The organism is Microlunatus sp. Gsoil 973, from assembly GCF_009707365.1.
Classification (GTDB): Bacteria; Actinomycetota; Actinomycetes; order Propionibacteriales; family Propionibacteriaceae; genus Microlunatus.
The window spans coordinates 2,995,488-3,008,031 of record NZ_CP046122.1 but is presented as its reverse complement, the minus strand read 5'-3'; the positions used below and the strand labels follow the sequence as shown (position 1 = coordinate 3,008,031).

11 protein-coding genes are annotated in these 12,544 nt (G+C 66.4%); 5 read left to right on the top strand and 6 right to left on the bottom strand.

Annotation, left to right across the window (positions count from 1 at the left end; translation table 11 throughout):
• Positions 1 to 76: 76 nt before the first annotated feature.
• The 4 genes from GJV80_RS14155 to GJV80_RS14140 all read left to right on the top strand — a co-directional run bounded on the left by GJV80_RS14155 (position 77) and on the right by GJV80_RS14140 (position 4,758).
• Positions 77 to 856: an alpha/beta fold hydrolase gene (locus GJV80_RS14155; protein ID WP_154688449.1), complete on the top strand. Its 780-nt coding sequence runs from the start codon at positions 77 to 79 to the stop codon at positions 854 to 856.
• Between the two features lie 63 nt (positions 857 to 919).
• On the top strand, positions 920 to 1,675 hold the full coding sequence (locus GJV80_RS14150) for an HAD family phosphatase (RefSeq protein WP_230207694.1): 756 nt from the start codon (positions 920 to 922) through the stop codon (positions 1,673 to 1,675).
• A 167-nt stretch (positions 1,676 to 1,842) separates the two neighbouring features.
• The gene (locus GJV80_RS14145) at positions 1,843 to 4,293 is read left to right on the top strand and encodes a glycoside hydrolase family 65 protein (RefSeq protein WP_154690267.1); all 2,451 of its coding nucleotides are present in this window, start codon (positions 1,843 to 1,845) and stop codon (positions 4,291 to 4,293) included.
• Between the two features lie 177 nt (positions 4,294 to 4,470).
• The gene (locus GJV80_RS14140; protein WP_370518749.1) at positions 4,471 to 4,758 is read left to right on the top strand and encodes a helix-turn-helix domain-containing protein; all 288 of its coding nucleotides are present in this window, start codon (positions 4,471 to 4,473) and stop codon (positions 4,756 to 4,758) included.
• Positions 4,759 to 4,920: 162 nt separating this feature from the next.
• Here GJV80_RS14140 and GJV80_RS14135 read toward each other — a convergent pair whose 3' ends face one another.
• Together GJV80_RS14135 and typA are read right to left on the bottom strand one after the other, a co-directional pair.
• Positions 4,921 to 5,694 carry a L,D-transpeptidase family protein gene (locus tag GJV80_RS14135; RefSeq protein WP_230207693.1) on the bottom strand — a complete coding sequence of 258 codons (774 nt, stop codon included), beginning with the start codon at positions 5,692 to 5,694 and terminating at the stop codon, positions 4,921 to 4,923.
• A gap of 680 nt (positions 5,695 to 6,374) precedes the next feature.
• Entirely contained in the window at positions 6,375 to 8,234 is a 1,860-nt protein-coding gene (gene typA, locus GJV80_RS14130) for a translational GTPase TypA (RefSeq protein WP_154688446.1), read from the bottom strand.
• A gap of 197 nt (positions 8,235 to 8,431) precedes the next feature.
• Between typA and GJV80_RS14125 the strand changes: the two genes are divergently transcribed.
• On the top strand, positions 8,432 to 8,785 hold the full coding sequence (locus tag GJV80_RS14125) for a ClpX C4-type zinc finger protein (protein WP_154688445.1): 354 nt from the start codon (positions 8,432 to 8,434) through the stop codon (positions 8,783 to 8,785).
• A 57-nt stretch (positions 8,786 to 8,842) separates the two neighbouring features.
• On the opposite strand, the gene GJV80_RS14120 is transcribed toward GJV80_RS14125, so the two are convergent.
• The 4 genes from GJV80_RS14120 to GJV80_RS14105 form a co-directional block, all read right to left on the bottom strand.
• Positions 8,843 to 9,313 carry a GtrA family protein gene (locus GJV80_RS14120; protein WP_195908928.1) on the bottom strand — a complete coding sequence of 157 codons (471 nt, stop codon included), beginning with the start codon at positions 9,311 to 9,313 and terminating at the stop codon, positions 8,843 to 8,845.
• 162 nt (positions 9,314 to 9,475) lie between these two features.
• Positions 9,476 to 10,495 (bottom strand): BadF/BadG/BcrA/BcrD ATPase family protein, encoded by a 1,020-nt coding sequence (locus GJV80_RS14115; protein ID WP_195908927.1) that lies wholly within the window; start codon positions 10,493 to 10,495, stop codon positions 9,476 to 9,478.
• Positions 10,496 to 10,573: 78 nt separating this feature from the next.
• Positions 10,574 to 11,710, bottom strand: coding sequence for an alcohol dehydrogenase catalytic domain-containing protein (locus tag GJV80_RS14110; protein ID WP_154688442.1), 1,137 nt, complete (start codon positions 11,708 to 11,710; stop codon positions 10,574 to 10,576).
• Positions 11,694 to 12,473 carry a TIM barrel protein gene (locus GJV80_RS14105; protein ID WP_154688441.1) on the bottom strand — a complete coding sequence of 260 codons (780 nt, stop codon included), beginning with the start codon at positions 12,471 to 12,473 and terminating at the stop codon, positions 11,694 to 11,696. Before GJV80_RS14105 ends, GJV80_RS14110 begins: the two co-directional genes overlap by 17 nt.
• Positions 12,474 to 12,544 lie beyond the last annotated feature (71 nt).

Genomic DNA, 12,544 nt, shown 5'->3' with positions numbered 1-12,544 from the left:
TAAAGCCGATATTTCGTGCCCCCAGCTGCGATCCGGAGTCTCAGAGCCGCTGGGTACGGTGAGGTTCGTGGAGTGCATGATCGACAACGTCGCGGTGCACTATGCCGAGCACGGTTCCGGGCCGGCGCTGGTTGCGCTGCACGGCGCCGGAGTCGACCATCGCGAGATCGAGGCAGCCGCCGAGGATTTCCTGCCCCATCAGGGACTGCGGCGGATCTACCCCGATCTCCCGGGAATGGGCCGGACCAGGGCAGGGGACCGGCTGGCCGGCAACGACGACGTGGTCCGGCTGCTCGGGGAGTTCGTCGACCGCCTGGTCGGCGGTCCGGCCCTGGTGCTGGGTCACTCATACGGCGCCTATCTGGCTCGCGGCCTGGCGGCCCGACGGCCGGAGTCGGTGCTCGGACTGGCGCTGCTCTGCCCGATCGGCGAGCACACCGGAGCCCTACCGGAGCAGATCGCGCTCCGGATCGATCCCGATGCCTACGATGATCTTGGTCCGGAGCAGCGGTCCGGGTTCGACGACTACTTCGTGATTCGCACCGCCGGGACTGCACGCCGGTATCGCGACCAGGTGCTGCCGGGCATCGCCCTGGTCGACGAAGCGGCTGTCGGCAGGATCCTCGGCAATTGGAGAATCGATCTCGGTACCGGCACCTTCGACAAGCCGGCGCTGATCCTGGCCGGACGTCGAGACTCGACCGCGGGCTACGAGACGGCGGTCGAACTGCGGGACAAGTATCCGAGGGCCACCCTCGCCGTCCTCGACAACGCCGGCCACGCGCTGCCTCACGAGCAGCCCGAGCTGGTGCGGGCCCTGGTTGCCGATTGGATCGACCGGGCCCAGCCGGGCTGATGTCGGTCGCAGTTGGCGGCTGTAGTCGAAGGTTCACCTAGCGAGGCCCTACGCTTGAGGCCTGTGACCACAGGTAACCCGGAATCTTCCGGCCCGGAATCGGACGGGCTGGAATCGTATGGGGCGGTGCTCTTCGACCTGGACGGAGTCCTGACTCCCACGGCCGAGGTTCACATGCGCGCCTGGGCGCGGATGTTCACCGCCTTCCTGGAATCCTCCGAAGGCCAACCGCCCTACACCGAGCAGGACTACTTCGACTACGTCGACGGCAAGCCGCGCTACGACGGCGTACGCAGCTTCCTGGCATCCCGGGGCATCGAACTGCCCGAGGGCACCCCGGATGATCCGCCGGACGTCGAGACGATCTGCGGACTGGGCAACCGGAAGAACGCCGAATTCTCCCGGGTGCTGGAGTCGGACGGTGTGCAGCCCTATCCCGGCTCGGTCCGACTGCTGGACCACCTCGCGGCGTCCGGGACGCCGATGGCGGTGGTGTCCAGCTCCCGCAACGCCAGGCCGGTGCTTCGGGCTGCCGGGCTGCTGGACCGGTTCCCGGTGATCGTCGACGGCAACGTGTCCGCCGAACGTGGGCTGGCCGGCAAGCCCTCGCCGGACACCTTCGCCGCTGCGGCATCCGACCTCGACGTTTCGGTCGACCGGGCGGTCGTGGTCGAGGATGCCTTGTCCGGCGTCGCCGCCGGGCGCGCCGGAGGCTTCGGACTTGTGGTCGGCGTCGACCGGGGTGCGGGCGCAGAGCGGCTGCGTGAGTCAGGGGCCGACATCGTGGTGGCTGATCTTGGAGAGCTGGTAGGCGAATGAGTTCAGACCTTGACACTCCGCAGCCGGATGCTGCGGTCGAGCTCGGCGCGGCGGCCGACACCGGCGATGGCCACGACGGCGCGACCAGGATCGAATTGCTGGCCAAGGCCCCGGATTCCGCCACTCCCGGTGCCGCGCCGGACCAGCCGGCAGCGGTTCGTGATCACATGGACCGGTTGCGGTTCCCGATCCGCGAGTGGCAGCTGACCGAGGCGTTCTACAGCACCCGTGATCTTGGGACGACCGAGACCCTGTTCGCGGTGGGCAACGGCTACCTGGGGTTCCGGGGCAATGTCGAGGAGGGCCGGGAGACACACACCCACGGCACCTTCATCAACGGCTTCCACGAGACCTGGCCGATCCGGCACGCCGAGGAGGCCTTCGGCTTCGCCCGGGTGGGGCAGACGATCGTGAACGTGCCCGACACCAAGACGATGAAGCTGTACGTCGATGACGAGCCGATGTTGCTGTCGGTTGCCGATCTGGACGATTACGAGCGGACTCTGGACTTCCGTACCGGTTGTCTGACCCGCGGCATCCTCTGGCGCACCCCGGGTGGGAAGAGGGTCCGGGTCCGGTCCAAGCGGTTGGTCTCCTTCACCCAAAGGCATCTCGCCGTGATGGAGATGGAGATCACCGTCCTTGATCATTCGGCACCGGTGGTGGTGTCGTCGCAGGTGCTGAACCGGCAGGACGGCAAGGACGAATACCACGTCAGATCGGCGGCGATGGGCGAGGGCTGGGATCCGCGCAAGGGGGAGTCGTTCGAGTCCCGGGTGCTTGAGCCGCAGAGCAACTGGTGCGGCGACAACCGGATGGTCCTCGGCTGGCGGACCGCCAACTCCAAGATGACGCTCGCCGTCGGAATTGATCATCTCATCGACACCGCCAACCGACACGAGGCCTTGATCGACACCGACGAGGACATGGGCAAGATGGTCTTCCGGGTCCAGGCCGAGCCGGGCGTACCGATCAAGATCACCAAGCTGGTGGCGTATCACACCTCTCGCGGCGTTCCGGTGCGTGAACTGGTCGACCGCTGCCGGCGGACGCTCGACCGTACCCGCGACCAGGGAGTCCAGCAGCAGTACGAGGACCAGAAGGCCTGGCTCGACGACTTCTGGGCACACTCCGACGTGGAGATCGAGGGCAGCCCGCAACTGCAGCAGGCGGTCCGCTGGAACCTGTTCCAACTGGCCCAGGCCGCCGGCCGCGCCGAGCAGTCCGGGGTCCCGGCCAAGGGGGTGACCGGTACGGGCTACGGCGGCCACTACTTCTGGGACACCGAGATCTATGTGCTGCCGTTCCTGATCTACACGACACCGTCGATGGCCCGCAGCGCGATGCGGTTCCGCTACAACCTGCTGGACGCGGCACGGATCCGTGCCGAGGATCTTGCCGAACGCGGCGCTCTCTTCCCGTGGCGGACGATCAACGGTCACGAGGCATCGGCCTACTACGCTGCCGGCACCGCGCAGTATCACATCGACGCCGACATCTCCTACGCACTGTGCAAGTACGTTGCGGCGACCGGCGACACCGACTTCCTCTATCGTCAGGGTGTTGACATCCTCGTCGAGACGGCGCGGATGTGGGCCGACCTGGGTTTCTGGCGGGAGAACGGTGACGGGGCGTTCCACATCCACAGCGTCACCGGTCCCGACGAGTACACCACCGTTGTCAACGACAACCTGTTCACCAATCTGATGGCTCGCTACAACCTGCGGCGGGCCGCAGAGACGGTCACCGACCTGGCCCGGGTTGCACCCGAGGAGTATCAGCGGATGGCGCAGCGGCTGAGCCTCGACCCGGAGGAGGTCGAGGAATGGGCGGCCGCCGCGGAGGCCATGCACATCCCGTACGACGAGGGTCTTGGTGTGCACCCGCAGGATGCGCACTTCCTGGAGCGCGAGGTGTGGGATCTGGTCAACACACCGAAGGACAAGCGGCCGCTGCTGCTGTACTACCACCCGCTGGTGATCTACCGCTTCCAGGTGTTGAAGCAGGCCGACGTGGTGTTGGCTCTCTTTCTGCAGGGTGATCAATTCACCCTGGACGAGAAGAAGACCGACTTCGAGTACTACGACTCGATCACCACCGGCGACTCCACCCTGTCCGGAGTCGTCCAGTCGATCATCGCCGCCGAGGTCGGCTACCACAAACTGGCGATGAACTACTTCACGCAGGCGCTGTTCGTCGATCTTGCCGATCTGCACGGAAACACCAGCGACGGCGTCCACGTCGCCAACGCCGGTGGGGTGTGGACGGCCCTGGTGTCCGGGTTCGGCGGACTGCGCGACTACAACGGCAAGATCACTTTCGACCCGCGACTGCCGGACGAGTGGCCGTCCCTGACCTTCCGTTTCATCCTGAAGGGCACCCGAGTCCGCGCCAAGCTGACCCGTGATCAGTACGAGTTCGTGGTCGAGGACGGCACCGAGGCGAGATTCTCGGTCCGCGGCCGTGAGGTGGCTGTTCGGGCCGGAGGGCCGCCGACGCTGGTGCCGCTGGACGATCAGGGCCCGCGGATCGATGCCGAGAAGGCGTTCACCACCCGCGGACGTCGCGAGGACGGCAGCCTGATCACCGCATCCGTGCCGCGGTCCGGTCGCGGGTGACCCGCAACCACAGCGTCGCTCGCGTCCGGGTGCTAGCTAGTTGCTTGAAATTGCTTGCTGTAGTTAGCACAATGGATCCATGGCACGAAACATCGCGTCCGGGTTGGGTGAGCAGCTCGGGTCACTGGGGAGTTCATCGCAGCGCAGCGCCGGTCGGCGCGGCTGTCGCTGCGGCAGTTGGCGGAGCAGGCCGGGGTCTCCAATCCCTACCTGAGTCAGATCGAGCGGGGACTGCGCAAGCCGTCGGCGGAGGTGCTGCAGCAGTTGGCGACGGCGTTGCGGATCTCGGCCGAGCAGTTGTACGTCCGGGCCGGGATCCTCGATCCGCAGGCCCATCCGTCGCCGTCGGTCGAGGCGGCGGTGCTGTCGGACACCTCGATCACCGAACGACAGAAACGGGTGCTGCTCGACGTGTACGCGTCCTTCGCCCGGGAGAACGCCGGGGATCGGGCGGCGGAGGCCTAACACCGGCTCCCCGCGTCGGCGGCGGACACCGCGAACGGGAAGGTTGCCTGCCGGGAAGCAGCAGCGGGGCCGGAATCCTGAGGATTCCGGCCCCGCTGGTTGCTGGGCCCGCTGTGATCAGCTCTGTTGTGATCGGCTCTGGTGTGATCAGCTCTGTTGCGATCAGCTGAAGTAGACGACCACGCGGTCGCCGATGTGGATCCGCTTGTAGACCCAACGAAGTGTCTTGCGATCCCGGATGTTCACGCAGCCATGGCTGCAGCCGGCGTAGCCGCGGGCGGCGAAGTCGGCCGAGTAGTGCACTGCCTCGCCGCCGGAGAAGTACATCGACAGCGGCATCGGCGAGTTGTACGGCCGCGACCAGTCGTGCCGCACCTTGCGGAACACCGAGAACACGCCCTCGCGGGTGGTGCCGCCGCAGCCGAAGCGGGCGTCCATCGTCTTGATCACCTTGTTGTGATTGACGTAGTAGAGCTTGCTGGTCGTTTCATTGACGCACAGCACCCGGTGGCCGGTCAGGCACCGCTTGTCGATCACTCCGGAGGACGTCGAGCGGTGGCTGCCCGCCCTCTTGACCTTTCCGGTCGCCTTGACCAGGGCCCGCCATGTCTTCTTGGTCATCTTCTTGCCGCTGGTCGGCTTCAGGTGAACCGACTTGCGGAACGACTTCACCGCGTTCTTGGTGATGTCGCCGTAGTAGCCGGTGACGTACTTGTCCTTCATGAAGCCGCCGGCGGCGAGCCGCAGCTGGATGTTGGTGACCTTGGCGTTGTCCTGCCCGTAGTGCGCCTTCTGGTACTTCGTGGTCACATATTTCGAACTCGCCTCAGCAGTCGACTGGCTGCCTAGCAGCAGTCCGACGGCGAGCCCCATAGCAAGCAGACCTGCCAGAGCGGTCCGGATGAATCCGGGCCGCCGGGCTCCCAACCGTGACATCAAACCGTTCCTTCCCCCACCCGATCCAACCACCGGGTCACTCATCCGAAACCTGATTGCAGAAATCTATCCGACGATCTGACGCAGCGCCGGGGGAAGGTGCACAGACCGTCCGTCCGTGCGCCGGCTGTCCTACTCTGACGGCCGTCCGGGTCATCGGTCGACACGGCGTGGCAACGATTGGGTCACAGTGCCGTGATCTCGGTCCTCGCCGCCGCACCACTTCCTCGCCCCCGCACCATCTACTCGGTGTCGCATCATTTCCTCGGTGTCGCACCATTTCCTCGGTGTCGCACCATCTACTCGGTGTCGCACCGGCTGCAGCGGGTGCGAGGTCGAGCACCCGGTGCGGGTGAGAGCAACTGGTGCAGGAGCCACCAACGTACGAGAACGCGGGCGGCCGGACCACCACCCGTTCAGGGGCCAGGTGCGGTTGCGCTACCCGCGCGGGCCCGCTCGCTAGGTGGGCGTCGCACCACTTACTCGCCGTCGCACCATTTTCTCGGCGTCGCACCACTTAGTCGGCGGCGCACCACTTAGGCGGCGGCGCACCGGCTGCAGCGGGTGCGAGGTCGAGCAACTGGTGCGGGTACGAGCAACCGGTGCGGGAGCAAGCAACTGGTGCGGGAGCGAGCAACTGGTGCGAGAAGTGGCGACCCCAACCACTATCCGTTCAGGAGTCAGGCGCGATTTCGGCTGCGCGACCTAGCCCGCTCGCCGGCGTTCAGGATGACCTTGCGGATCCGTACCGCGTCCGGGGTGACCTCGACGCATTCGTCCTCGCGGCAGAACTCCAGTGCCTGCTCCATGGTCATCAGCCGCGGCGGAACGAGCCGCTCCAATTCCTCACCGGTCGAGGAGCGCACGTTGGTGAGCTTCTTCTCCTTGGTGATGTTGACGTCCATGTCGTCCGGCCGAGGGTTCTCCCCGATGATCATGCCCTCGTAGACATTGGTTCCCGGGCCGACGAACAGCGAACCGCGTTCCTGCAGATTGAAGGACGCGTACCCGGTCACCTGTCCTGAGCGGTCGGCAACCAGGGACCCGGTGGGTCGGGTCCGGAAGTCACCGGCCCAGGGCTCGTCGCGCTCGAAGACATGGTGCATCAGGCCGGTGCCGCGGGTCTCGGTGAGGAACTCGGTGCGGAAGCCGATCAGGCCGCGGGCCGGCACCAGATACTCCATCCGGACCCAGCCTGAACCATGGTTGATCATCTGCTCCAACCGGCCCTTGCGCAGACCGAGCAGCTGAGTGACGACGCCGACGAAATCGTCCGGCACGTCGACGGTCAACCGCTCGACCGGCTCGTGCAGTTTGCCGTCGATCAACCGGGTGACGACCTGCGGCTTGCCGACGGTCAGCTCGAACCCCTCTCGGCGCATCGTCTCGACCAGCACCGCCAGCTGCAGCTCGCCACGGCCCTGCACCTCCCAGGTGTCGGGTCGTTCGGTCGGCAGCACCCGGATCGACACGTTGCCGATCAGCTCCTGATCAAGACGTGCCTTGACCAGGCGGGCTGTCAGGTTCTTGCCGGACTTGCCGGCCAGTGGCGAGGTGTTGATCCCGATCGTCATCGAGATGCTCGGCTCGTCGACCATGATCAACGGCAGCGGCAGCGGGTTCTCCGGATCGGCCAGCGTCTCACCGATGGTGATCTCGGGAATGCCTGCGATGGCGACGATGTCCCCGGGTCCGGCGGACTCGGCCGGCTCGCGGTCCAGCGCCTTGGTGATCAACAACTCCGACAGCTTGACGTTGGAGATCGTTCCGTCCTTGCGGCACCAGGCGACCAGTTGATTGCGCTTCAGTTCGCCCGCGACGATCCGGCACAGCGCAAGACGTCCGAGGTAGGGGGAGGAGTCCAGGTTGGTGACGTGTGCCTGCAGCGGGGCGCCCTCGGTGTAGCTGGGCGCAGGAATGTTGGAGAGGATCGTCTCGAACAGCGGCTGCAGATCCTCGCTGTCCGGCATCCCGCCGTCCTCGGGCTGCTTGACCGATGCGCGCCCCGCCTTGGCAGAGGCGTACACCACCGGGAAGTCGAGTACGTCGAGGTTCCCGTCGTCGACCAGATCGAGGAACAGTTCGCTGGTCTCCTCGACCACCTCGCTGATCCGGGCGTCCGGCCGGTCCACCTTGTTGATCACGACGATGATCGGCAGCTTCTTGGCCAGCGCCTTGCGCAGCACGAACCGGGTCTGGGGGAGCGGGCCCTCCGACGCGTCGACCAGCAGCACAACGCCGTCCACCATCTCCAGGCCGCGTTCCACCTCACCACCGAAATCGGCGTGGCCGGGCGTGTCGATGATGTTGATCGTCACCTCGTGGCCGTCGGGCATCACATGCCGTACGGCGGTGTTCTTGGCGAGAATGGTGATGCCCTTCTCGCGCTCGAGGTCCATCGAGTCCATCACCCGGGTGGCAACGTCCTGGCCGGTCCGGAACGCGCCGGACTGCCAGAGCATCGCGTCGACCAGCGTGGTCTTGCCGTGGTCGACGTGTGCGACGATCGCGACGTTGCGCAGATCGGAGCGGATGGGCATGCGGGTGCCCTCCTGTTCACTGGTCTCTTCGATGGGTGGGCTCTGCCGGAACGGCAACCCGCCAAGTCTACCTGCGCACCCGCCACCCCCTCCAATCCGCCGAGGGGTCACATATTCCCTCATCTGGGTGGTGTGTCGTGATTGACCCGTCAGGAGTGACCTGACATGATGTCAGGAAATCCCTGACATTGGAGATCATGATGGAGACAGTCAGCCGCTGTTCGTTCTGCGTTAAGGAGGAGTCGGAGGTCGACAAGATGGTCGCCGGACCAGGCGTGTACATCTGCAATGAATGCGTCGACCTCTGCGGCCGGATCATGGCCGAAGGACATCCCGGAGAGCCGTCGGAGGTGCCGTACTGGGAGCAGATGAATGATGAGGAACTGCTGGCAGCCCTGCCGCGCATCGCCTCGGTCGCCACCCAGGTCGAGGACAACCTGCATGTATGGGTGGACCGGGCGCGATCGCGTGGGATCAGCTGGGCCAAGATCGGGCAGGCGCTGGGAATGGCCCGGCAGTCAGCGTGGGAACGATTCGCCGCCGAGGCCTGACACCGCCGACACGCCGCGTAAATGAGGGAATATGTGACCCCTCGGCGGAAAGGGGGGTCAGGAGGCGAGGCGGTCGTCCTCGGCAGGTTCCAGGGCCGGCCGGCCTTCGCGGGCGACCAGTTCGAGTTGCTCTCGGGCTGGGAACACCCAGATCCGCATCATCACGTACAGGTAGATGCCCTCGACGCAGGCGGAGATGATCCGGGAGACCTGGTACTGCACGCCGATCGTCTCCAGCACCGTGGAGAAGCCGAGGATCCAGATCACGTAGTTGCTGATCGCCACCACGGCCTGACGGCCCGACTGCTTGGCGATGTTGCCGTGCATCTGGAAGTTCAGCCAGCGGTTCAGGAAGAAGTTGGCGACACTGGCCGTCCCGTAGCCCAGGGTGACCGCGAGCGCGTACGGCAGGTCGAGGGCCCCGTGCAGCAGGGTGAGCACGCCGATGTCGATGAAGAAGCCGGTGAGCCCGATCATCGCGAAGCCGATGGCCGTCTCCGGTATCCACTTCAGCAAGCGCGGCAACAAGCCGTGTAACCGAGACGTCAGCCAGGAGAACCAATCCGCGGCCGTACGGGAAGTCCGCGGCTCCTGCCTCAGCAACACACGAGCAACTATTACACCGTTACCCAAGCGTGTCCTGAGTGAGCCCGAAATGTGGCAGCCCGACATCGCCCGACGACCGAGCGATCATGCGGGCAGCGGCTGGGACCTGACGTCCTCGCCATCACCGAGCCTGTCGATCAATGCGTCGTCCACTGTCAGGCCCGCCAGTTCGTACGCCATCAGTGCGGCGCCGCGCAGCGGATCCAGAGCGGCAGGTACGACAGTGATCATCGGATCGTGCCGTCCGGTCTCGCGTTCGACCCCACTGTCGATCTCACCCTGGAAACGGTCGGCGAAGCCGGTCGCCGTCGCGAGTGAACCGATCAGTGCCACCGGCACCGGGTCCGTGCCGATCAACGGGCCCAACAATCGGACGCCGTCCGCGGTCCGCGTGGCCAACCAACCGACCGACGCTGCCGCAAGTGGCGAGCTGCCCACCGCGTCGGTGATCACCGGAGCCAGGGCACCGTACTTGCGCTTCACCTCGTTGCGATCGATCTCCGCCTGATCGACGATCGCCCGCCTCAGCTCGCCGATCGAGGTGACCTGCCAGTGCTGCAGAACCGCGCGCAGCAGTTCGCCGTCGTGGACCTCGGACTGCCCGAGCAGGATGCGCCGGATGGCATCGAAGACGAGGTGGCGGGCGCCGCCGGCGTAGTGCTCCAGACTCCCGCTCGGGATCTGCTCGCCGGACTTCGTGATGCCGAGAATCATCGATCCGGTTCCCGCGACCACGATCACGCCGGGACGGCCGAGCAACGCACCGCGGTGTGCGATCACCGCATCGTTGACCAACACCTTCGGACAATCGGCTCCGGGAAGATCAAGGAATGCCTCGGCATCCTGGGGCCGCGCGCCGAACCCGAAACCAGCCACACCGGCGCCGACGGCCAACGCTGCCGCCGGGTCGAGTCCGCCGTCGCTGATCGCTCCGCTGATGGTCGTCGCCACCTGCTCCTTGGCGTCGTGATTGTGATTCGGGCTGCCGCCCCCGCCGAACGCCGCTCCCAGCAACGTCCCGTCGACGCCGAAACAGCCCACCCTGGTGTGGGTTCCACCACCATCGATGGCGACGACGAACGGGAGCCGGTCAGCAGTGATCACGCTCCGAAGGTTAACCAACCTTCGGGCGGAATGGTCGGTGAATATCGGCTCTTCGACAGGTGATCGTCTCGGCTCGTATCACCGATCGGTGCGCTTGATTGACGCCCAGCCACCCTGGACCGGCGTCGACTCAAGACCCGACAGATCATCGGCCACGTCCTCGGACAACCGGATCACGGTCTTGATCACATCCGGCCCGGTCGCCAGTGCCGACCGGAAGTCTTGCAGGGTTGAGATTCCGGTGATCAAGCCACGAAGCCAGCCCGGGTCGGTTCCCTCCAACTCCTGTTGGGCAGCAGCAAAATGAGCTGCGCCGGAACTGTGGATCCCGAAGATCGACTGGTTGCCCCCGATCAGCATTCCGCTCAGTGCGCGGGTGTCCCGGGCGTCATTGCGACCCGCCGGGTCAGAGGCGTCGGCGCCGGCGTGCGCGACATAACAGGCTGCACCGCCGCGTGACAGGAGGTTGACAGCAGCGGCAGTGAACGCGCCGCTGCACTCGACGATGGCATCGAACGTCCCGGTCAGGTCGTCCGAACCACGATGGTAGGTCGCGCCGAGCGCGGTGCTCTGTTCGACTTTCGGCCCGTCCACGACCTGATCGACGATATGTACCTGGTAGCCGCGGTGCTGTGCCAGCAGGGCGGCCAGCAGGCCGATCGGGCCTGCACCGAAGATCAGGGCCCGCCCCGTGGTCCTCCGGGCCGAGGCGTCGATCCGCTCCCAGGCCTTGGCAACGATGCTCGTCGGCTCGATGAGGACGCCGAGCAGCCCGAGACGACCGACCGGTACGGCGTACTCCTCGTCGAGCAGGTAGCGCTCGGCGCCGTAGCCGTCCTGCCCGCGGATTCCGCGCTCGACGAACAGGCCGTTGTCACACAGATCCAGTTCGCCTGCGGCGCAGGCGGCGCAGGGCACCCGGTCGGGTCGGCGTACCAGTGCGGTCACCAGGTCCCCGGAGGTGAACCGGGAGCCCACCGGCGCCTGCCGGACCCGGCCGAGCGACTCGTGGCCGAGCACGAGATGCTGCTGACCGGTCGGCGGCCGCTGGGGACCGCGGGCGATCAGTCCGCGATCGGTTCCGCAGACACCGAGCAGCAGTCCGTCGACCAGCAGGTCCGAACCGTACGGCTCCGGTTCGGGCAAGTCGGCGACACCCGGCCCGTCGGCGGTGATGGTCAGCGCCTGCATCCGCTGCTCAGATCCCGAGACCACGCAGGGTGTCCCGGCTGACCTTCGCGCTCTCGGCCGGCCCGGCCAACTGGGCGACGTCGGTCTCGACGATCAGCCAACCGTCGAAGTCGTTGTCGGACAGCACCCCGAACAGGGCGCCGAAGTCGATCCCACCGGTGCCGACCTCGGTCCAGATCGCGTTCTGCTCGAAGGTTGAGTAGTCCCAGCCCTCTGCAGCGCCCTTGGCCTGCACCTGCGGATCGACATCCTTCAGATGCATGGTCTTGATCCGGCGTCCGTGCCGCCGGGCGAACTCCACGGCGTCGATTCCTGCCCAGGCCAGGTGTCCGGTGTCCGGCCCGAGGAAGAGCACCTGGGGATCGGTGGCCGCCAGGAGTCGTTCGATCTCGTCCTCCCGCTCGATGAACGTGCCGCCGTGGTTGTGGTAGCAGGCCCGGACGCCATGTTCCAGCGTCGCTCGGCCGACGGCCTGCATTGTTTCGGCGAGCTCCGCGAACTGCTCGTCGGTCAGCGAGTCGTCCGGACCGCTGTGGGCGACGGCGTCGCGGCGCGTCCGCCCCGATCGGGTCGTGGTGTTGAAGCCGCCCGCGGCGACATAGATCTCGGTCAGCCCGAGTTGGTGCGACACCTGTGCTGCTCGGCGGGCCGTCTGCACCTGCTGTTTCCGTTGACCCGGGTCCCAGAAGTCGGCGCCGAGGTAGCCCGGAGCCGGTTCCAGTCCTGCGATCCGGTCCGCCCCACGGCGCTCCCTGATAGCCGGCAGCGGCGATGTCGGCGAGGACATCGTCCTCGGTCGCCGCGGCGGCCGCCGGATGGCGCCAGGTGATCTGTCCGCAGCCGAGCTTGACGTTCAGG

Bases quoted from the DNA above. Each gene is read 5' to 3' on its own strand.
- typA (WP_154688446.1), bottom strand. From the start codon at position 8,234: ATGCCCATCCGCTCCGATCTGCGCAACGTCGCGATCGTCGCACACGTC.
- GJV80_RS14135 (WP_230207693.1), bottom strand. From the start codon at position 5,694: ATGTCACGGTTGGGAGCCCGGCGGCCCGGATTCATCCGGACCGCTCTG.
- GJV80_RS14125 (WP_154688445.1), top strand. From the start codon at position 8,432: ATGATGGAGACAGTCAGCCGCTGTTCGTTCTGCGTTAAGGAGGAGTCG.
- GJV80_RS14105 (WP_154688441.1), bottom strand. From the start codon at position 12,473: ATGTCCTCGCCGACATCGCCGCTGCCGGCTATCAGGGAGCGCCGTGGG.
- GJV80_RS14145 (WP_154690267.1), top strand. From the start codon at position 1,843: ATGGACCGGTTGCGGTTCCCGATCCGCGAGTGGCAGCTGACCGAGGCG.
- GJV80_RS14155 (WP_154688449.1), top strand. From the start codon at position 77: ATGATCGACAACGTCGCGGTGCACTATGCCGAGCACGGTTCCGGGCCG.